15 protein-coding genes, 9 tRNA genes and 3 rRNA genes are annotated in these 21,443 nt (G+C 43.8%); all 27 read left to right on the forward strand.

Annotated elements, in window-relative coordinates:
- The first annotated feature begins 28 nt into the window (after positions 1–28).
- The 27 genes from LG336_RS00375 (at position 29) to LG336_RS00505 (ending at position 21,381) form a co-directional block, all read left to right on the forward strand.
- Positions 29–769, forward strand: a complete 741-nt coding sequence (locus LG336_RS00375; RefSeq protein ID WP_404330663.1) for a VWA domain-containing protein — start codon at positions 29–31, stop codon at positions 767–769.
- Entirely contained in the window at positions 738–1,721 is a 984-nt protein-coding gene (locus LG336_RS00380; protein WP_404333060.1) for a protein kinase family protein, read from the forward strand. The genes LG336_RS00375 and LG336_RS00380 overlap by 32 nt, the downstream gene beginning before the upstream one ends.
- Positions 1,722–1,792: 71 nt before the next feature.
- Positions 1,793–3,217 (forward strand): tRNA lysidine(34) synthetase TilS, encoded by a 1,425-nt coding sequence (gene tilS, locus LG336_RS00385; protein WP_404330664.1) that lies wholly within the window; start codon positions 1,793–1,795, stop codon positions 3,215–3,217.
- Complete coding sequence (gene hpt / locus LG336_RS00390; RefSeq protein WP_404330665.1) at positions 3,201–3,746, forward strand: hypoxanthine phosphoribosyltransferase; 546 nt, start codon at positions 3,201–3,203, stop codon at positions 3,744–3,746. The genes tilS and hpt overlap by 17 nt, the downstream gene beginning before the upstream one ends.
- Before the next feature lie 118 nt (positions 3,747–3,864).
- Positions 3,865–5,835: an ATP-dependent zinc metalloprotease FtsH gene (gene ftsH, locus LG336_RS00395; protein WP_404330666.1), complete on the forward strand. Its 1,971-nt coding sequence runs from the start codon at positions 3,865–3,867 to the stop codon at positions 5,833–5,835.
- Between the two features lie 325 nt (positions 5,836–6,160).
- Entirely contained in the window at positions 6,161–6,937 is a 777-nt protein-coding gene (locus LG336_RS00400; protein ID WP_404330667.1) for a type III pantothenate kinase, read from the forward strand.
- Positions 6,938–6,967: 30 nt separating this feature from the next.
- Positions 6,968–7,849 (forward strand): Hsp33 family molecular chaperone HslO, encoded by an 882-nt coding sequence (gene hslO / locus LG336_RS00405; RefSeq protein WP_404330668.1) that lies wholly within the window; start codon positions 6,968–6,970, stop codon positions 7,847–7,849.
- Positions 7,850–7,901: 52 nt separating this feature from the next.
- Positions 7,902–8,744 carry a peptidyl-prolyl cis-trans isomerase gene (locus LG336_RS00410; protein WP_404330669.1) on the forward strand — a complete coding sequence of 281 codons (843 nt, stop codon included), beginning with the start codon at positions 7,902–7,904 and terminating at the stop codon, positions 8,742–8,744.
- Between the two features lie 164 nt (positions 8,745–8,908).
- Positions 8,909–9,832 carry a cysteine synthase A gene (gene cysK, locus LG336_RS00415; RefSeq protein ID WP_404330670.1) on the forward strand — a complete coding sequence of 308 codons (924 nt, stop codon included), beginning with the start codon at positions 8,909–8,911 and terminating at the stop codon, positions 9,830–9,832.
- 499 nt (positions 9,833–10,331) lie between these two features.
- Complete coding sequence (gene folP / locus LG336_RS00420; protein WP_404330671.1) at positions 10,332–11,174, forward strand: dihydropteroate synthase; 843 nt, start codon at positions 10,332–10,334, stop codon at positions 11,172–11,174.
- The gene (gene folB, locus LG336_RS00425) at positions 11,167–11,526 is read left to right on the forward strand and encodes a dihydroneopterin aldolase (RefSeq protein WP_404330672.1); all 360 of its coding nucleotides are present in this window, start codon (positions 11,167–11,169) and stop codon (positions 11,524–11,526) included. Before folP ends, folB begins: the two co-directional genes overlap by 8 nt.
- A gap of 1 nt (position 11,527) precedes the next feature.
- Positions 11,528–12,040: a 2-amino-4-hydroxy-6-hydroxymethyldihydropteridine diphosphokinase gene (gene folK, locus LG336_RS00430; RefSeq protein ID WP_404330673.1), complete on the forward strand. Its 513-nt coding sequence runs from the start codon at positions 11,528–11,530 to the stop codon at positions 12,038–12,040.
- Positions 11,992–12,213, forward strand: a complete 222-nt coding sequence (locus tag LG336_RS00435) for a multiprotein-bridging factor 1 family protein (protein ID WP_404330674.1) — start codon at positions 11,992–11,994, stop codon at positions 12,211–12,213. Before folK ends, LG336_RS00435 begins: the two co-directional genes overlap by 49 nt.
- A gap of 23 nt (positions 12,214–12,236) precedes the next feature.
- Positions 12,237–13,241: a tRNA dihydrouridine synthase DusB gene (dusB, locus tag LG336_RS00440; RefSeq protein WP_404330675.1), complete on the forward strand. Its 1,005-nt coding sequence runs from the start codon at positions 12,237–12,239 to the stop codon at positions 13,239–13,241.
- A gap of 273 nt (positions 13,242–13,514) precedes the next feature.
- Positions 13,515–14,999 carry a lysine--tRNA ligase gene (lysS, locus tag LG336_RS00445; RefSeq protein ID WP_404330676.1) on the forward strand — a complete coding sequence of 495 codons (1,485 nt, stop codon included), beginning with the start codon at positions 13,515–13,517 and terminating at the stop codon, positions 14,997–14,999.
- Between the two features lie 467 nt (positions 15,000–15,466).
- Positions 15,467–17,017 (forward strand): 16S ribosomal RNA (locus tag LG336_RS00450).
- Between the two features lie 252 nt (positions 17,018–17,269).
- Positions 17,270–20,226: ribosomal RNA gene (locus LG336_RS00455) — 23S ribosomal RNA — on the forward strand.
- Between the two features lie 101 nt (positions 20,227–20,327).
- Positions 20,328–20,443 (forward strand): 5S ribosomal RNA (gene rrf / locus LG336_RS00460).
- The 16S, 23S and 5S rRNA genes sit together here with 9 tRNA genes alongside, the layout of an rRNA operon.
- Positions 20,444–20,452: 9 nt before the next feature.
- Positions 20,453–20,528: transfer RNA gene (locus LG336_RS00465), tRNA-Val, on the forward strand.
- Positions 20,529–20,565: 37 nt separating this feature from the next.
- Positions 20,566–20,641, forward strand: a tRNA-Thr gene (locus tag LG336_RS00470).
- A gap of 40 nt (positions 20,642–20,681) precedes the next feature.
- A tRNA-Lys gene (locus tag LG336_RS00475) sits at positions 20,682–20,757 on the forward strand.
- Positions 20,758–20,794: 37 nt separating this feature from the next.
- Positions 20,795–20,879 (forward strand) — tRNA-Leu (locus tag LG336_RS00480).
- 25 nt (positions 20,880–20,904) lie between these two features.
- Positions 20,905–20,979, forward strand: a tRNA-Gly gene (locus LG336_RS00485).
- A 7-nt stretch (positions 20,980–20,986) separates the two neighbouring features.
- A tRNA-Leu gene (locus LG336_RS00490) sits at positions 20,987–21,075 on the forward strand.
- 63 nt (positions 21,076–21,138) lie between these two features.
- A tRNA-Arg gene (locus LG336_RS00495) sits at positions 21,139–21,215 on the forward strand.
- Positions 21,216–21,222: 7 nt separating this feature from the next.
- Positions 21,223–21,299, forward strand: a tRNA-Pro gene (locus LG336_RS00500).
- 6 nt (positions 21,300–21,305) lie between these two features.
- Positions 21,306–21,381, forward strand: a tRNA-Ala gene (locus LG336_RS00505).
- The last annotated feature ends 62 nt before the right edge of the window (positions 21,382–21,443 follow it).

The following is a 21,443-nucleotide window of genomic DNA, read 5'->3' on the forward strand; positions in this document are numbered from 1 at the left end:
CAAATGTGGTTACGGAGGGAGATTTTCGATGAAAACGGGGACGTTGAAACAAGTATTGTTAATTACAGATGGCTGTTCAAACCAAGGGGAAGATCCGATTGCAATGGCTGCCCTTGCCAAGGAGCAGGGAATTTCCATTAATGTCATTGGTGTGATGGAGCAAGATGTCATTGATGATCAAGGCTTAAAGGAAATTGAAGGAATTGCCTTGGCAGGTGGTGGGGTTAGTCAGGTAGTATATTCCCAACAGCTATCACAAACCGTACAGATGGTTACGAGAAAAGCAATGACCCAAACCCTACAGGGAGTGGTGAATAAAGAGCTCCAACAGATATTGGGTGGGTCCGCAAAGACGATGGAGGATTTGCCACCTGAAAAGCGGGGAGAAATTATGGAAGTCGTGGATGAACTGGGCGAAACGGTTAAACTTGAGGTCTTAATTCTAGTAGACACAAGTGCAAGCATGACGCATAAATTACCGACTGTTAAAGAAGCTCTACTGGATTTAAGTTTAAGCTTGAATGCCCGTTCTGGCTCAAATCGCTTCTCTGTGTTTGTATTTCCAGGGAAACATAAAGAGGTTGAAAAGCTACTAGATTGGACGCCAAAGCTAGAGTCCCTTACAACCATCTTTTCAAAGCTTAAGACTGGAGGAATTACCCCAACTGGACCAGCCATTAAGGAAGCTATGAATTATTTTCAACAAAAACGGTCTTTAAGGAGTCTGCTTTCCCGTGATGATGAACAATACTTTGAAGAGTCTATCTAACCTTAGCCCTGGAACCATTATCAAAGGGAAATGGTATCGTAACCAATATACGATAATTAAAGAATTAGGCTATGGTGCAAACGGGGTTGTTTATTTAGTTCGTGACAGCAATCGTCAGGCTGCGTTGAAAATAAGTGATAATCCGTCATCGATTACTTCGGAAGTAAATGTGTTAAAATCCTTCAACAAGGTCCAGGGATCTGCCCTTGGGCCTTCTTTGTTGGATGTAGACGATTGGGAACAAGTAGGCAAACAGTATAGTTTTTATGTGATGGAGTTTATTAAAGGCCCAGACTTCCTATCCTTTACTCAACAGAAGGGTTCAGAATGGCTGGGTGTCCTATTGCTACAGCTGTTAGCTGATTTGGAGGTACTGCATCAAAATGGTTGGGTATTTGGCGATTTGAAGCCGGAAAATTTATTGGTGACTGGGCCGCCAGCAAGGATACGTTGTATCGACGTTGGGGGTACGACCATTAAGGGAAGAGCAATCAAGGAGTTTACAGAGTTCTATGATCGTGGGTACTGGGGGCTTGGAAGTAGAAAGGCCGACGAGCAGTACGACTTATTTGCGGTAGCAATGATTATAGTGAATACGGCTTATCCGAAGCGATTTAATAAAACGACTGGTGGACTATCCCAACTAATGGGAATGGTAAAGCAGAAACAAGAACTTACAAAGTATGAATTTGTAATCAACAATGCTCTGTCTGGCCATTACCAGACTGCTGGAGAGATGAGAAAGGATTTGTTAGGCGTTCTACAGCCAAGTAAGAGCAGAGGTGGAAGTGCTCATCAAGCACAAGCCAAGTCACGCACACAGATACACAAGACAAGAACAGCGAAAAACTCAGGTAAACAAAAGAAAAAAAGTCATTTTCTTGAGACGGTATTCCTCATTGCTGCGATTTCAATGATGTACTTTTTTTATCTTTATAGTCAGGTTCTTTAGGCATATTTTGAAACTTTTAAAAGAATTGTCCGTATTATAGGGATAGTTTACCTGAAAAAGGAAGAGTATATATGATTGAAAAAAAGGTTTATCGTTTTTTAGAAAGGCATAGATTTGATTTAGAAGGAAAGTCATTTGCGGTTGGGGTGTCAGGAGGACCTGATTCGCTTGCTCTGCTTCACTTCCTCTGGTGTTTAAAGGAAAAATACCAATTAAGGCTTGTCGCTGTACATGTGGATCATATGTTCAGGGGAGAGGAATCGTACCAAGAGGCATTATTTGTTCAGGAATTTTGTAAAAAACGCTCGATTGCTTTTGAATTGAAACAAGCGAATGTACCTAAGTACATAAAAGAAACGGGGAAAAGCTCTCAAGTTGCTGCCCGGGAATTAAGGTATCAATTTTTCAATGAGATAATGAAAAAGCATCAACTAAGCTTTTTGGCCTTGGGACATCATGGAGACGATCAAATCGAAACCATTTTAATGAGATTAACAAGAGGAAGCTCTGGAAGTGCGCGAGCTGGGATATCGTTTACTAGGCCGTTTGAGGATGGGGAGATTGTTCGTCCCTTTTTGTGTCTAACCAAGCAGGAACTTGAAGACTATTGTCAAAGGCATCAATTAGACCCTAGAAGAGATTCAAGCAATGAAAAGGAAACCTACAGTCGTAATCGGTTTCGGAAAAATATACTCCCTTTTCTAAAAAAGGAAAACACACATGCACATGAGCATTTTCAACGATTTAGTGAGGAAATTAAAAGTGACGATGAGTATCTTGCTGAATTAACTTCACTAAAAATGAATAAAGTAATGGAGAAAACCAATGATAAAGTCACTCTTGATATTCAGGCCTTTCTTACAATGCCAATACCTTTACAAAGGAGAGGGATTAAACTAATATTAAACTATCTTTATGGTGAACAACCTTCTTCTCTTTCCGCTATACATATTGATAGTATTTTTTCAATGATTAAAAATCCTCATCCTTCCGGTTCGCTTGACTTTCCAAATGGGTTAAAAGTGATCCGTTCGTATGGAAAGTGTTACTTTCAGCTTCACCCCTCAGAATCCAAACCATTTCAGTTTCAGGTAAATGGCCCAGGGTTGGTAGAATTACCAGAGGGCGGCTTTATAAAAGCAGAGTATTATTCTGGAGATGTAAATGAAAGCCAAGATGTGGAAACCTTTCTTGTTCATACAGGAATAACAGGCTTGCCGCTTATCATACGCTCAAGACAAGCTGGTGATCGGATGACGGTGAAGGGAATGGCGGGAACAAAGAAGATTAAAGACATTTTTATTGATGAAAAAATCCCTAAGTTTATGAGGGATATGTGGCCGGTTGTTACCGACCGCGAAGGTACTATTCTTTGGTTACCTGGCTTGAAAAAGTCGAGTCATTCAACCAAAGGTGTAGGTACTGGTGAATTAATGCAGCTTAGTATAAGCAATGATTTTTTCAGGGGGCACAAGGATCATGAAAAAGGATATTGAAAAGGTTTTAATTTCGGAAGAACAGTTACAGGAAAAAACAAAGGAACTAGCCGGTGTTTTGACCGAGGAGTATAAGGACCGCTTTCCTCTAGCGATTGGCGTTCTAAAAGGGGCAATGCCTTTCATGGCTGACCTATTAAAACGCATAGACACTTATTTAGAAATGGATTTCATGGATGTTTCAAGTTATGGGAATTCTACTGTTTCATCAGGTGAAGTGAAAATACTAAAGGATTTAGATACTTCGGTAGAAGGAAGAGACATTCTAATCATCGAAGATATTATCGACAGTGGACTTACATTAAGCTATCTAGTGGAACTTTTCCGTTATCGAAAGGCGAAGTCAATTAAAATTGTCACCCTTTTAGATAAACCAACTGGTCGTAAAGTAGACCTTAAGGCTGATTATGTCGGTTTTATCGTCCCAGATGAGTTTGTTGTAGGGTATGGCTTGGATTATGCGGAAAAATACCGAAATCTTCCTTACATTGGTGTTTTAAAGCCTGAAATTTATACTACAAGCGAGTAGTAAGCTACTAAGAATACACCGCTGGGGATTCCGCTCAATCGAGGGTAATTCCTTGTATAGCAATAATTTTATGTGATAATATTTAGTATAGTCTGTTGATTGTGGGAGGAGGTAAGGGATGAATCGGATTTTCCGGAATACCATCTTTTATTTATTGATATTTTTAGTCATTATCGGTGTTGTTAGTTTCTTTAACGGTAGCAATCAGCCTACACAGCCAATTGCTTACAATGAATTTATTCAAGACCTTGAAAATGGCGAAGTACAGTCACTTACCATACAGCCAGAGCGTGGCGTTTATGAAGTAAGAGGCGAAATGAAGGGCGCGGAAGAAAACGAATCTTTTATTACCTATGTATGGAACAGTGAGGCTCAGCTTGCTGAAATAAGAGCTGCTGCTGAAACTGCGAATGTTGAAGTGCTTCCAGCTAAAGAAACGAGCGGTTGGGTAACCTTCTTAACATCAATCATTCCATTTGTTATTATCTTCATTTTATTCTTCTTCTTGTTAAATCAAGCTCAGGGCGGCGGAAGCCGAGTAATGAACTTCGGTAAGAGCAAAGCGAAGCTCTATAACGATGAGAAGAAAAAAGTTCGCTTTAAAGATGTTGCGGGTGCAGATGAAGAAAAGCAAGAACTTGTAGAAGTTGTTGAATTCTTAAAAGACCCTCGCAAGTTCGCCGAACTAGGAGCGAGAATTCCAAAGGGTATCCTTTTAGTAGGACCTCCTGGTACTGGTAAAACATTGCTTGCCCGTGCGGTTGCAGGGGAAGCCGGTACACCGTTCTTTTCGATCAGTGGTTCTGACTTTGTTGAGATGTTTGTCGGTGTCGGTGCCTCTCGTGTACGTGATTTGTTTGAAAATGCGAAAAAGAATGCACCATGTATTATTTTCATTGATGAGATTGATGCAGTTGGACGTCAGCGTGGAGCAGGCCTTGGTGGCGGACATGATGAACGTGAGCAAACATTGAACCAATTGCTTGTTGAAATGGATGGTTTCGGTGCTAATGAAGGAATTATCATTGTGGCTGCAACGAACCGCCCAGATATCCTTGACCCAGCATTATTACGCCCAGGACGTTTTGACCGTCAAATTACCGTTGACCGACCAGATGTTAACGGTCGTGAAGCAGTTCTTAATGTACATGCGCGTAATAAGCCGTTGGCTGATTCCGTTAATATGAGGGCAATTGCACAGAGAACACCTGGATTTTCAGGTGCAGACCTAGAGAACCTTCTCAATGAGGCGGCTTTAGTTGCTGCCCGGCAGAATAAGAAACAAATTGAAATGGAAGACATTGATGAAGCTACAGACCGTGTCATTGCTGGACCGGCGAAGAAGAATCGTGTCATTTCTAAAAAAGAGCGAAACATTGTTGCTTTCCATGAAGCTGGACATACTGTAATTGGTCTCATTTTGGATGATGCGGATATTGTTCATAAAGTAACGATCGTACCGCGTGGTCAAGCTGGTGGGTATGCAGTAATGATGCCGAAAGAGGATCGTTATTTCATGACTAAGCCAGAGCTTCTTGATAAAATTATCGGCCTTCTTGGTGGACGTGTCGCCGAAGAGATTGTTTTTGGAGAGGTTAGTACTGGGGCTCATAATGACTTCCAGCGTGCTACAGGCATAGCGAGAAAAATGGTTACTGAATATGGAATGAGCGATAAGCTAGGACCACTTCAGTTTGGTCAGGCACAAGGTGGGCAAGTATTCCTTGGTCGTGATATTGGCAATGAACAAAATTATTCAGATGCGATTGCATATGAAATTGACCTAGAGATTCAACGAATCATTAAAGAGTGTTATGCAAGAGCGAAGCAAATCCTTACAGATAATCGTGATAAGCTCGATATTATTGCGAATACGTTATTGGATGTAGAAACGCTTGATGCTGAGCAAATTAGACATCTTGCCGATTACGGAACACTTCCAGATCGTAGCTCATCCAAAACTATAACGACAGGTGATGATGATGTTAAAGTCAACATCAACAAGAAGAAGGATGAATCTGAAGAACCTACATCTAATGAGGATAAAGCCCCTCAAGATAAGACAGATGAAGAAAAACCAAAAGAATAATATCTAAAGACGCTCTGATTACAGGGCGTCTTTTTTTTGAGTGTATTGTAAAGAATATCTTAATTTATCTACCGTTTATTGGAGCGGAAGGCACGAAGATTCCTGCGGGAGTGCTAGGCGCTGGAGCTGGCCGGTCTCCTGGACTGCCCGCGAACCGCTCGTGCCTGGAGCGGAAATCAACATCCCTCGTTAAAAAGTCTTTTCTTTTTTAGTGGACTTTGCTTAACGAGCGCATCAGCTTTTTTATTTAGAAGTAGAAAAATCTATGGTATGATGTTGGCAGGTTTTATATCGAAAGAAAAATTACTCAAAAGTGGTGAAATCTATGATTTTTGTCATTGACGTTGGAAATACGAATATTGTTTTGGGTGTATATGATCAAGACGAGTTGAAACATCATTGGAGAATTGAGACAAATCGTCATAAAAGTGAAGACGAATATGGAATGTCTGTTAAAGCGCTTTTTGATCATGTAAACCTCTCTTCTTCAGATATTGATGGGATCATTATTTCTTCGGTTGTTCCGCCTATTATGTTTGCCTTAGAAAGAATGTGTCAAAAATATTTTCATATCAAGCCATTTGTTGTCGGCCCGGGAATTAAAACGGGATTGAACATTAAGTATGAAAACCCAAGAGAGGTAGGGGCAGACCGAATTGTAAATGCGGTGGCAGGCATACACGAGTATGGAAGCCCGCTGATTATAGTTGACTTTGGTACAGCTACCACATATTGCTACATCAATGAACAAAAACAGTATATGGGTGGAGCGATTGCACCAGGGATTGGCATTTCGACAGAAGCGCTCTATACCAAGGCTGCTAAATTACCGCGTATAGAGATTACCCGCCCTGAAGGCGTTATTGGGAAAAATACAGTTGCAGCCATGCAGGCTGGAATTTTATATGGATATGTTGGACAAGTAGAGGGAATAGTTAAACGGATGAAAGCAATTGGAAGTGCTGACCCTACTGTGATTGCAACAGGAGGTTTAGCAAGTTTAATTGCAGATGAGTCTGATGCTATTGATATTGTGGACCCATATTTAACTTTAAAAGGTTTACGCCTTATCTATAATCGGAATCAGGTGACCAAAGCGTAAATCTAAGAAATGCATGAAGGGAGTTTCCAAATGAACGGAGATTATTTAGTAAAAGCACTTGCCTTTAACGGTCAAGTCAGAGCCTATGCGATTAAAAGCACTGATACAGTCAGCGAGGCACAACGACGCCACTATACATGGCCAATCGCTTCCGCAGCACTTGGGCGGACGATATCAGCTGGTGTGATGATGGGTGCAATGTTAAAGGGTGAAGAAAACTTAACGATTAAGGTTGAAGGTGGCGGACCGATTGGCCTTATTCTTGTCGATAGCAATGCAAAAGGTCAAGTTCGTGGCTACGTTTCCAACCCTCATGTTCATTTTGAACTAAATGAACATGGAAAGCTTGATGTCAGACGTGCGGTTGGGACAGAAGGAATGCTTTCAGTGGTCAAAGACATTGGCTTACGTGATTATTTTACTGGACAGGTACCGATTGTTTCTGGTGAACTTGGAGAGGATTTTACATATTACTTCGCAACGTCTGAACAGGTGCCATCCTCTGTTGGGGTTGGGGTACTTGTTAACCCTGATAATAGTATTAAAGCAGCTGGTGGTTTTATTATTCAATTAATGCCTGGTGCGGAAGACGAAACCATCACAAAGATTGAAGAAAGATTAAAGACTATTCCGCCTGTATCTAAGCTTATCGATAAAGGGTTGTCGCCGGAAGAGTTACTAAACGAGGTTTTAGGTGACAACAATGTGAGTTTTCTTGAAACCCTTCCCGTGGCCTTTACGTGTAAATGCTCGAAAGAACGGTTTGCTAATGCCATTATCAGCTTAGGTGAAGATGAAATCAAAGACATGATAAAAGAAGATGGACAAGCAGAAGCCCAATGCCATTTTTGCAATGAGAAGTATGTGTATACAGAAGCTGAACTTGAAAAGTTAATGGAAGAAGCGAAATAAGCTTACTCTGGGGGAAACTGTAGTGGAGATTTATCGGCTTAGGCGGGCCATATTGATATTAGTTGTTTTCAACGTCCTAACCATTGTCTTTTTTCTTTCGCGCCCAGACTGGAAATCCAGTCGAGAGACGGTTGCAACAGTGGGGAACGAAAAGATTACTAGGCAGGAATGGCTGAATGAGTTAGAGACAAAATATGGGGAAGAAACCCTTCGTGATTTAATTGATAAAAAAGTCATTACTACTTTGGCGAAGGAGCATAAAATCAAGGTCTCTGATGATGAGCTTGAACAAGAGTTAGACATGTACAAAGCGCTGTATGGCATGCAGGAGAATTTAAGTGGCGACGAATGGGGAGAACGAGTCAGGCTCAGTCTCCTCTTAGAAGAGCTTTTAACAAAAGATGCCAAGATCTCTGAGGGAGATTTACAAGCCTATTATCAGGAAAATATGGACCTATTTGACCTACCGAACTCCTATCACTTGTCTCAAATCATTGTCAAAACTCTACCTGAAGCAAAACAGACCATTGAAGAGCTAGAGGAAGGATCTAGTTTTGCGGCTCTTGCAATGGAGAGGTCGCTAGATGAATTCTCAGCAAATGAGGGCGGTAACCTCGGGTATATTAGTGAAGATGATGAAACAAAGGCAACTCTTATTGAGGAAGCGAAGGGGATGACTTCGGGTTCTTGGTCAGATCCTGTTCAAATGGATAGTGGATATGCTGTTCTCTACCTTCATGATGCAATTCAAGGAAAAAGATATACATTTGAAGAGGTAAAAGACCAAATACACCGCCAAATTGCCATTGAACAAATGGATATACCAGTTTCAGCAGTGCCATTCTGGGATGAAGCGGAAGTTAGCTGGTTTTATGGAGAAAAAGCAAAACACTAGTATGGAAGGCATTAACCTGTTTGGGTGATGCCTTTTTTACATTTAATTAGCGCTTTGTTTGGAAATAATTCTAAATAGTTGGCAAAAAGATTGACAATTTTCTTGAAGATTGGTAAATTTTAATTAAACCAATAAAAATACTCGGAATAAAGTGAGGGATTAGGATGGCACGTATTGCAAACTCTGTTACTGAATTAATTGGCCATACACCGATTGTTAAGCTAAATGGATTTACTGATGAAAATAGTGCTGAAGTATATCTTAAATTGGAATATATGAACCCAGGAAGCAGTGTTAAAGATCGAATTGCGCTTGCAATGATTGAAGCCGCTGAAGAAAGTGGTAAGCTTAAAGCTGGCGATACAATTATTGAGCCGACAAGTGGAAATACGGGAATTGGCCTTGCGATGGTGGCTGCAGCTAAAGGGTACAAAACCATTTTGGTCATGCCAGAAACAATGAGTATGGAGCGTCGTAACCTCCTTCGTGCATATGGAGCGGACCTTGTTTTGACTCCAGGACCTGAAGGAATGAAAGGTGCAATTAAAAGGGCTGAAGAGCTTTCTGAGGAAAAAGGCTATTTCATGCCACAGCAGTTCAAAAACTTTGCAAACCCAGCCGTTCATGAAAGAACAACTGGTCCTGAAATCGTTGAACAAATGGGCGACCAATTAGACGCATTTGTTTCTGGAATCGGTACAGGCGGAACTATTACAGGTGCTGGGAAAGTCCTTCGTGAAAATTACAAGGATATTAAAATTGTTGCCGTTGAACCAACAGACTCCCCAGTATTATCTGGTGGAAAACCTGGACCACATAAAATCCAAGGAATTGGTGCTGGATTCGTTCCGGATGTACTTAATACAGAGGTATATGATGAGGTCGTTCAAGTAGAAAACGAACAGGCGTTCGAATATGCACGTCGTGCAGCAAAAGAAGCTGGAGTCCTTGGAGGAATCTCTTCTGGTGCAGCGATTTATGCGGCAGTACAAGTAGCTCAAAAGCTTGGAAAAGGGAAAAAGGTACTAGCCATCATTCCTAGTAATGGAGAGCGTTATTTAAGCACACCATTATATCAGTTTGATTAATAATTTGTTAAAAAGAGGCAGGCTTATAGCTGATGCCTCTTTTTTATGGGAAAGATAAGGAAAGTAAATAAGTGTTGACTTAGAGAATTTCCAGCTCCAGCGCCCTAGCGGCTAGTGTCCTTCGCTCTCCGAGTAAAAATCGGCATTTGGATTTTTACCGCCCTGCGATAAGTCAACATCGAATCGCCTCCGGCTCTTCGTGTTTCCTTTATCTCAGTTGGAGGGCTCCAGCCATACGTCGCTGAACAGGGCGCTTCCGCTTTTCTATTTGTCCAGCTCCAGCGCCTAGGGGCTCGGGTCATAAGCCAATCCGTCAAGAAGGTTAAAGAACAACCTTCTCGCCGGCTCGTCTTATGCCTGTCGCCCCTGGGCAAGGCGCTTCCGCTTTTCTTAGTAAAATGAAATTTGAACAGACATCATGTATGATGGTAAGGGTGAAATATCAACTAGTGAGGTCCTTTTAAAGCAAGTTATTTTGAAATCGTTGGAGGATTTATATATGGAACAAAATTTAGGTGTGATAAAGGCTGGGGCCTATCAGCTTAATTATCGCAACAAAACCTTAATCATGGGGATTTTAAATGTCACCCCTGACTCTTTTTCTGATGGAGGGAAATACACTCAAATAGAAAGTGCAATCAAAAGAGCGGCGCAAATGGTTGCGGATGGTGCAGATTTAATTGACATCGGGGGAGAGTCAACTCGTCCAGGTTATATACGGATTTCGGATGAAGAAGAAATTGAGCGGGTTGTCCCAATTATTGAGGCTATTACAAGGAATGTAGATGTTCCTGTTTCCGTGGATACCTATAAATCGAAAGTTGCCAAGCAAGCGTTAGAGGCTGGTGCCCATATTATTAACGATATTTGGGGCGTAAAGGCAGACCCTGAAATGGCAAAGGTTGCTGCAAAATATGATGTTCCTATAATTCTGCAGCATAACCGCACGGAACCGAACTACGAATTTTTTATCCGCGACGTGTATAATGACCTATATAAAAGTGTTGGACTAGCTAGAATCGCTGGAGTGAAGCCGGAGAATATTATCTTGGATCCAGGGATTGGTTTTGCAAAATCGCATGAGCAAAACCTTGAAATCATGAGAAATCTAGATACAATGATATCATTGGGCTATCCGGTCCTTTTGGGGACGTCTAGAAAAGGCTTCATTGGTAATGTTCTTAATCTCCCTGTTTCAGAAAGACTAGAGGGGACAGGAGCGACGGTTTGCTACGGTATACAAAAAGGTTGTCAGCTTATTAGAGTACATGATGTCAAGGAAATGGCAAGGATGGCTAAGATGATGGACGCCTTGATGGGAAAGGGAAATGATAATGGATAAGATTCATGTTAATAGGATGGAGTTTTATGGGTATCATGGTGTGTTCCCCGAAGAAACAAAGCTTGGGCAGCGCTTTGCGGTCGACCTCACGGTTGAACTTGACCTTTCAGTTGCAGGGAAAAGTGATCGGTTAGAGGACTCCATTAGTTATGCAGACCTTTACCAAGTTTGCAAGGAAGTGGTTGAGGGGGAACCTTGTAAACTAGTTGAGGCAGTTGCAGAAAAAATCGCTACTAACATACTTGAAAATTTCAATAGCATCGCCCTTTGTCACGTTACAGTTATTAAACCAGACCCACCAATCCCGGGACATTACCAATCCGTTGCGGTTGAAATTACAAGGGGTCGATAAAGTGGAAAATACAGCATTTATTGCTATCGGTTCAAATATCGGTGATCGATGGCATTGTATGAGAGAGGGAATTAAACAAATTAACGCCCATAATAAAATAAATGTGGTAAATGTTTCATCTGTTTATGAGACAGACCCGGTTGGCTACACAGACCAAGATTTGTTTCTAAACATGGTCATTCAAGTAAATACAGCACTAGGACCCTATGAGCTTTTAGATGAGTTACTTTTGATTGAGGAAAAGCTTGGTAGGAAACGGGAAATAAAATGGGGACCGAGAACATTGGACCTTGACATTCTTCTGTATAATCAAGAAAATATAAAATCAGAGAAGTTAATCGTTCCACATCCTCGAATGCAGGAGCGAGCTTTTGTAATGGTTCCGTTATTAGAGATTGATTCACATATAAAGTTGCCGGGGATAGTCCTTGATGACTGTTTCCCAGATAAAGAAGGAGTACGAATATGGAAGCGGAAAAATGGGGAAGACGTATTCGCGCTTTTCGAAAGCTAAAAGGATATACACAAGAAACTTTTGCAAGAGAACTGGGCGTTTCAGTCTCGGTTTTAGGCGAAGTGGAGAGAGGTAACCGAATGCCTGATGACTCCTTTAAAAGCCAAGTTGCATTGATGCTCAATATTAGTGTTGAGGAACTGGCTCCTCCAAATGGTAGCAAACTACGATAATATAAACACACAGGAGGCAGAAAATGCTTAAAATTGGTGATGTTCAGATTGATAACCCTGTCGTACTGGCACCGATGGCTGGGGTGTGTAACTCAGCATTCCGCCTAACTGTGAAAGAATTTGGTGCCGGTCTAGTATGTGCAGAAATGGTTAGTGATAAGGGAATTGTTTCTAAGAATGATCGAACAATGGACATGTTATATATTGACGAGCGTGAGTACCCTCTAAGCCTACAAATTTTTGGTGGGGAAAAAGACATTCTTGTCGAGGCTGCTCGGTTTGTTGACAAAAATTCAAACGCTGCAATTATTGATATTAATATGGGATGCCCTGTTCCGAAAATCACAAAATGTGATGCCGGGGCTAAATGGCTTCTCGATCCAAATAAAATCTATGATATGGTAGCCGCGGTGGTTGATGCTGTTGAGAAACCAGTGACGGTAAAAATGCGTATGGGATGGGATGAGGACCATATCTTTGCGGTTCAAAACGCTCAAGCGGTTGAACGTGCAGGCGGCAGTGCGGTTGCCCTACACGGCCGTACACGTGTTCAAATGTACGAAGGGACGGCCAACTGGGATATTATCCGTGAAGTAAAGCAGAACATTAATATTCCGCTTATTGGAAATGGAGATGTTCAAACCCCGCAGGATGCCAAACGCATGATAGATGAAACGGGTGTTGATGGTGTTATGATTGGTCGTGCTGCATTAGGAAACCCATGGATGATTTATCAGACTGTTAAATACCTTGAAACAGGTAAATTAGTTGGAGAGCCTTCAGTTCGTGAAAAGATTGATGTTTGCTTGCTTCATTTAGACAGACTCATCGCTCTGAAAAATGAGTATATTGCGGTTCGTGAAATGCGAAAACATGCTGCATGGTACTTAAAAGGGATTCGCGGAAATGCAAAGGTGCGTAATGCTGTTAATGAATGTAACACAAGAGCGGAACTCGCGACACTATTAACAGATTTCGTTCAAGAGGCTGAAGAAAAGATGGATTTAGCTGAATCAAAAGCAGTGTAGGTTGACTTTTCAGCATTCATTTCCTATAATGCATTTGTTATTGACAAGACTGCCAGAAGCATACTGGCAGTTTTTTTTCTAGGAAAAGGATCGATATTAGGTTTTTTTGTTAACCTTATAATTAAATAAGGTACTATTTAGCTTGAAAGACATTAGTTTTTCTTATTACTTATGCATTTATCATGTCTATTATAGCTGAATTGTGTAAAATAATAGGAGTATTCATATCTAGTTACATATCAACAACAATTTAATCATTGGAGTGAGCAATAAATGAGTCAGGAAGAATTGAATGACCAGTTTCTGGTTAGAAGAGAAAAAATGAATGCCCTAAGAGAAAAGGGACTTGATCCATTTGGTAAGCGGTTCGAGCGTACGCATGATAATGGAACGATTGTAAGTGAATTTGGAGAAGTAGAAAAGGAAGAGCTAGAGAATCAAAATGTCTCTGTGAAAATTGCTGGTCGAATTATGACCAAGCGTGGAAAAGGGAAAGCAGGCTTTGCTCATATTAAGGACTTAACCGGCCAAATTCAAATATATGTTCGCCAGGACGCTGTTGGCGAGGAAGCTTATGGAATCTTTAACGATGCAGACCTTGGAGACCATGTTGGAATCGAAGGGACTTTATTTAAAACGAAGGTCGGAGAACTTTCTATTAAGGTTAGCGAATTTGTGTTTTTAACCAAAGCCCTCCGTCCGTTACCAGATAAATTTCACGGCTTAAAAGACGTGGAACAAAGATACCGTCAGCGCTATCTTGATTTAATCGTTAGTGATGAAAGCAAGGAGACGTTTATTAACCGCAGCCGCATTATTCAGTCGATGAGACGTTATCTGGATGATCATGGCTATCTAGAAGTTGAAACACCAATGATGCACTCAATTGCAGGCGGAGCTTCTGCACGCCCGTTTATCACTCATCATAATGCCTTAGATATGACCCTTTATATGAGGATAGCGATTGAATTACACTTAAAGCGCCTGATTGTCGGCGGCCTTGAGAAAGTTTACGAAATCGGTCGTGTATTCCGAAATGAAGGTGTCTCAACAAGACATAATCCTGAGTTTACGATGATTGAACTCTATGAGGCCTATGCTGATTACCGTGACATAATGTCGCTAACAGAAAATCTAATCGCCTACATTGCAGAAGATGTATTAGGGACCACAACTATTCGCTATGGAGAGCATGATATTGAGCTTCAGCCAGAATGGAAGAGACTTCATATGGTCGATGCAATCAAAGAATATACAGGTGTAGACTTCTGGAAGAAAATGACCACAGAAGAAGCGCGTGAGCTTGCAAAGGAACACGGTATCGAAATCACTGAGCATATGCAATATGGTCACATCGTGAATGAATTCTTTGAGCAAAGAGTAGAGGAAAAATTAATACAGCCTACCTTTATATATGGACACCCAGTGGAAATCTCACCGCTTGCTAAGAAAAATGATGAAGATCCGCGCTTCACTGATCGGTTCGAGTTGTTTATTGTGGCACGTGAACATGCTAATGCCTTTACAGAATTAAATGATCCAATTGATCAGCGCGAGAGATTTGAAGCTCAGTTAAAAGAGAAAGAACAAGGAAATGATGAAGCTCATGAAATGGATGATGATTTCATTGAAGCTTTAGAATATGGAATGCCTCCAACGGGAGGGCTTGGAATTGGAATTGACCGTCTTGTTATGTTGTTAACAAATTCGGCATCAATTCGAGATGTACTATTATTCCCGCTTATGCGTCATCGTTAATTTAATAAAAAGGCAAGGCGATTTTAATGTCGCCTTGCCTTTTTTCTTCGTCTAAGGAATTTAAAAGGTTAAGGGTTTTGTTAATTATACTCGTTTTTAGATCCAACTCTAGCGCCCTAGCTGAACAGGTTGCTTGGGCTTTTATTCTTAGATGATACTGGTAAATTGTGTGAAAAGTTTTACTTTAAAAAAGATGATAAAAAGTTTATAAAAACTATTGCCACCGATAAATAAGGATGGTATATTAATAAACGTTGTTGCGAGACAACAGGTTAACAAGTTAGTGAATAAAAAAACTTGTTGACATTGATTTTCAAACTTGTTATTATATAAGAGTTGCTTCAACAGCAACGAATTGTTCTTTGAAAACTAAACAAACAAGCGTCAACAAACAATATTTATTCATGACTTCTATTATAGAAGAACATGAGCCAACGTTTTATTTTATGAGCTAATCACTCTACATTTTATTGGAGAGTTTGATCCTGGCTCAGGACGAACGCTGGCGGCGTGCCTAATACATGCAAGTCGAGCGAATCTGAGGGAGCTTGCTCCTGAAGATTAGCGGCGGACGGGTGAGTAACACGTGGGCAACCTGCCTGTAAGACTGGGATAACTCCGGGAAACCGGGGCTAATACCGGATAATTCATTCCCTCTCATGAGGGAATGCTGAAAGACGGTTTCGGCTGTCACTTACAGATGGGCCCGCGGCGCATTAGCTAGTTGGTGAGGTAACGGCTCACCAAGGCCACGATGCGTAGCCGACCTGAGAGGGTGATCGGCCACACTGGGACTGAGACACGGCCCAGACTCCTACGGGAGGCAGCAGTAGGGAATCTTCCGCAATGGACGAAAGTCTGACGGAGCAACGCCGCGTGAGCGATGAAGGCCTTCGGGTCGTAAAGCTCTGTTGTTAGGGAAGAACAAGTACCGGAGTAACTGCCGGTACCTTGACGGTACCTAACCAGAAAGCCACGGCTAACTACGTGCCAGCAGCCGCGGTAATACGTAGGTGGCAAGCGTTGTCCGGAATTATTGGGCGTAAAGCGCGCGCAGGCGGTCCTTTAAGTCTGATGTGAAAGCCCACGGCTCAACCGTGGAGGGTCATTGGAAACTGGGGGACTTGAGTGCAGAAGAGGAGAGTGGAATTCCACGTGTAGCGGTGAAATGCGTAGAGATGTGGAGGAACACCAGTGGCGAAGGCGACTCTCTGGTCTGTAACTGACGCTGAGGCGCGAAAGCGTGGGGAGCGAACAGGATTAGATACCCTGGTAGTCCACGCCGTAAACGATGAGTGCTAAGTGTTAGAGGGTTTCCGCCCTTTAGTGCTGCAGCAAACGCATTAAGCACTCCGCCTGGGGAGTACGGCCGCAAGGCTGAAACTCAAAGGAATTGACGGGGGCCCGCACAAGCGGTGGAGCATGTGGTTTAATTCGAAGCAACGCGAAGAACCTTACCAGGTCTTGACATCCTCTGACAACTCTGGAGACAGAGCGTTCCCCTTCGGGGGACAGAGTGACAGGTGGTGCATGGTTGTCGTCAGCTCGTGTCGTGAGATGTTGGGTTAAGTCCCGCAACGAGCGCAACCCTTGTCCTTAGTTGCCAGCATTCAGTTGGGCACTCTAAGGAGACTGCCGGTGACAAACCGGAGGAAGGTGGGGATGACGTCAAATCATCATGCCCCTTATGACCTGGGCTACACACGTGCTACAATGGATAGAACAAAGGGCAGCGAAGCCGCGAGGTCAAGCAAATCCCATAAATCTATTCTCAGTTCGGATTGCAGGCTGCAACTCGCCTGCATGAAGCCGGAATCGCTAGTAATCGCGGATCAGCATGCCGCGGTGAATACGTTCCCGGGCCTTGTACACACCGCCCGTCACACCACGAGAGTTTGTAACACCCGAAGTCGGTGGGGTAACCTTTTAGGGGCCAGCCGCCTAAGGTGGGACAGATGATTGGGGTGAAGTCGTAACAAGGTAGCCGTATCGGAAGGTGCGGCTGGATCACCTCCTTTCTAAGGATAATGCCGTAAGGGCATTCGGAATGCGAATCTTTCGATTCGTAATGTTTGACTGCTTGTTTGTTTAGTTTTGAGAGTGCAATTCTCTCAAAGCTTTTTAATTTGTTCCTTGAAAACTAGATAATCGTAAGTAAGAAGGCAAAAGTAAAACACACATTTGTATCGCTTTTTTAATTTTTCTCTCTTTTAATAAAAAGAGAAACCAAAGACATGATTGTCTTATAGAGACGAATAAATTCGTCCATAGGTTAAGTTAGAAAGGGCGCACGGTGGATGCCTTGGCACTAGGAGCCGATGAAGGACGGGACTAACACCGATATGCTTCGGGGAGCTGTAAGTAAGCTTTGATCCGGAGATTTCCGAATGGGGAAACCCACTGTTCGTAATGGAACAGTATCTTTACCTGAATACATAGGGTATTGAAGGCAGACCCGGGGAACTGAAACATCTAAGTACCCGGAGGAAGAGAAAGCAAATGCGATTCCCTGAGTAGCGGCGAGCGAAACGGGATTAGCCCAAACCAGAAGGCTTGCCTTCTGGGGTTGTAGGACACTCAACATGGAGTTACAAAGGAACGGGGTAAATGAAGTGGTCTGGAAAGGCCCGTCAGAGAAGGTAAAAACCCTGTAGTTGAAACTTCGTTCCCTCCTGAGTGGATCCTGAGTACGGCGGGACACGTGAAATCCCGTCGGAAGCTGGGAGGACCATCTCCCAAGGCTAAATACTCCCTAGTGACCGATAGTGAACCAGTACCGTGAGGGAAAGGTGAAAAGCACCCCGGAAGGGGAGTGAAAGAGATCCTGAAACCGTGTGCCTACAAGTAGTTAGAGCCCTGTGCATATTTCCTTCGGAAAATGCCGGGTGATAGCGTGCCTTTTGTAGAATGAACCGGCGAGTTACGATTACATGCAAGGTTAAGTCGAGAAGACGGAGCCGCAGCGAAAGCGAGTCTGAATAGGGCGAATAAGTATGTGGTTGTAGACCCGAAACCAGGTGATCTACCCATGTCCAGGGTGAAGGTAGGGTAACACCTACTGGAGGCCCGAACCCACGCACGTTGAAAAGTGCGGGGATGAGGTGTGGGTAGCGGAGAAATTCCAATCGAACCTGGAGATAGCTGGTTCTCTCCGAAATAGCTTTAGGGCTAGCCTCACGAAGTGAGAGTCTTGGAGGTAGAGCACTGTTTGGACTAGGGGCCCTCATCGGGTTACCGAATTCAGACAAACTCCGAATGCCAATGACTTATCCGTGGGAGTCAGACTGCGAGTGATAAGATCCGTAGTCAAGAGGGAAACAGCCCAGACCACCAGCTAAGGTCCCAAAGTATACGTTAAGTGGAAAAGGATGTGGAGTTGCTTAGACAACCAGGATGTTGGCTTAGAAGCAGCCACCATTTAAAGAGTGCGTAATAGCTCACTGGTCGAGTGACTCTGCGCCGAAAATGTACCGGGGCTAAACGTATCACCGAAGCTGTGGGTGGACATCTTACGATGTCCGCGGTAGGAGAGCGTTCTAAGGGCGTTGAAGCTAGACCGTAAGGACTGGTGGAGCGCTTAGAAGTGAGAATGCCGGTATGAGTAGCGAAAGATGGGTGAGAATCCCATCCACCGTATGCCTAAGGTTTCCTGAGGAAGGCTCGTCCTCTCAGGGTTAGTCGGGACCTAAGCCGAGGCCGAAAGGCGTAGGCGATGGACAACAGGTTGATATTCCTGTACCACCTCTTTATCGTTTGAGCAATGGGGGGACGCAGGAGGATAGGGTAAGCGCACTGCTGGATATGTGCGTCTAAGCAGTTAGGCTGGTAACGAGGCAAATCCCGTTACCGTGAAGGCTGAGCTGTGATAGCGAGGGAAATATAGTACCGAAGTTCCTGATTCCACACTGCCAAGAAAAGCCTCTAGCGAGATAAAAGGTGCCCGTACCGCAAACCGACACAGGTAGGCGAGGAGAGAATCCTAAGGTGAGCGAGAGAACTCTCGTTAAGGAACTCGGCAAAATGACCCCGTAACTTCGGGAGAAGGGGTGCTTTTTAGGGTGTTAAAGCCTTGAAAAGCCGCAGTGAATAGGCCCAGGCGACTGTTTAGCAAAAACACAGGTCTCTGCGAAGCCGCAAGGCGAAGTATAGGGGCTGACGCCTGCCCGGTGCTGGAAGGTTAAGAGGAGAGGTTAGCTCACGCGAAGCTTTGAATCGAAGCCCCAGTAAACGGCGGCCGTAACTATAACGGTCCTAAGGTAGCGAAATTCCTTGTCGGGTAAGTTCCGACCCGCACGAAAGGCGTAACGATCTGGGCACTGTCTCAACGAGAGACTCGGTGAAATTATAGTACCTGTGAAGATGCAGGTTACCCGCGACAGGACGGAAAGACCCCGTGGAGCTTTACTGCAGCCTGATATTGAATTTTGGTACAGCTTGTACAGGATAGGTAGGAGCCTTGGAAGCCGGAGCGCCAGCTTCGGTGGAGGCGTCGGTGGGATACTACCCTGGCTGTATTGAAATTCTAACCCGCACCCCTGATCGGGGTGGGAGACAGTGTCAGGTGGGCAGTTTGACTGGGGCGGTCGCCTCCTAAAATGTAACGGAGGCGCCCAAAGGTTCCCTCAGAATGGTTGGAAATCATTCGCAGAGTGTAAAGGCACAAGGGAGCTTGACTGCGAGACCTACAAGTCGAGCAGGGACGAAAGTCGGGCTTAGTGATCCGGTGGTTCCGCATGGAAGGGCCATCGCTCAACGGATAAAAGCTACCCCGGGGATAACAGGCTTATCTCCCCCAAGAGTCCACATCGACGGGGAGGTTTGGCACCTCGATGTCGGCTCATCGCATCCTGGGGCTGTAGTCGGTCCCAAGGGTTGGGCTGTTCGCCCATTAAAGCGGTACGCGAGCTGGGTTCAGAACGTCGTGAGACAGTTCGGTCCCTATCCGTCGTGGGCGCAGGAAATTTGAGAGGAGCTGTCCTTAGTACGAGAGGACCGGGATGGACGCACCGCTGGTGTACCAGTTGTCTTGCCAAAGGCATCGCTGGGTAGCTATGTGCGGACGGGATAAGTGCTGAAAGCATCTAAGCATGAAGCCCCCCTCAAGATGAGATTTCCCATAGCGTCAAGCTAGTAAGATCCCTGAAAGATGATCAGGTTGATAGGTCAGAGGTGGAAGCGCGGTGACGTGTGGAGCTGACTGATACTAATCGATCGAGGACTTAACCAATTATTGATACAAATCGAGTTACTTTTACTTCTTACACATTATCTAGTTTTGAGGGAACAAAGATTTTGCGTCAGCAAAATATCTACCCTTTAATTAAATAGTCTGGTGGCGATAGCGAGAAGGTAACACCCGTTCCCATGCCGAACACGGAAGTTAAGCTTCTCAGCGCCGATGGTAGTTGGGGGTTTCCCCCTGTGAGAGTAGGACGTTGCCAGGCTTATAATATGGAGGATTAGCTCAGCTGGGAGAGCATCTGCCTTACAAGCAGAGGGTCGGCGGTTCGATCCCGTCATCCTCCACCATAATTTTTTCGCGATAGCGAAAATAATTTACCATTATGCCGGCCTAGCTCAATTGGTAGAGCAACTGACTTGTAATCAGTAGGTTGGGGGTTCAAGTCCTCTGGCCGGCACCACTTTTTTTAATTCTAGTAGTGCTTATATTACTAGTTTTTAGAGCCATTAGCTCAGTTGGTAGAGCATCTGACTTTTAATCAGAGGGTCGAAGGTTCGAGTCCTTCATGGCTCACCATTGTTTTTCTCGTCAGAGAAATAACTTTATTTATAAAGCGGGTGTGGCGGAATTGGCAGACGCACTAGACTTAGGATCTAGCGCCGCGAGGCGTGGGGGTTCGACTCCCTTCACCCGCACCATAGTGATTTGCACAACAATTTAATTGCGGAAGTAGTTCAGTGGTAGAATACAACCTTGCCAAGGTTGGGGTCGCGGGTTCGAATCCCGTCTTCCGCTCCATTGAAATGCCGGGGTGGCGGAACTGGCAGACGCACAGGACTTAAAATCCTGCGGTAGGTGACTACCGTACCGGTTCGATTCCGGTCCTCGGCACCATTTTTTCACGATAGTGAATAAATCAATACTCTAATTCTATTGAGAGTTATCAAATAGAATTATGCGCCCGTAGCTCAATTGGATAGAGCGTTTGACTACGGATCAAAAGGTTAGGGGTTCGACTCCTCTCGGGCGCGCCATTTTTTCCGGGAAGTAGCTCAGCTTGGTAGAGCACTTGGTTTGGGACCAAGGGGTCGCAGGTTCGAATCCTGTCTTCCCGACCATCATGAGGGGCCTTAGCTCAGCTGGGAGAGCGCCTGCTTTGCACGCAGGAGGTCAGCGGTTCGATCCCGCTAGGCTCCACCAATATTTTTATTTGACACCATCAGTAATAAATGTTATCATTTTATAGCTGACTGAGTCAGTAG

Origin of the sequence: Mesobacillus maritimus (assembly GCF_044803185.1) — a bacterium.
Lineage (GTDB): Bacteria > Bacillota > Bacilli > Bacillales > Cytobacillaceae > Mesobacillus_B > Mesobacillus_B maritimus_B.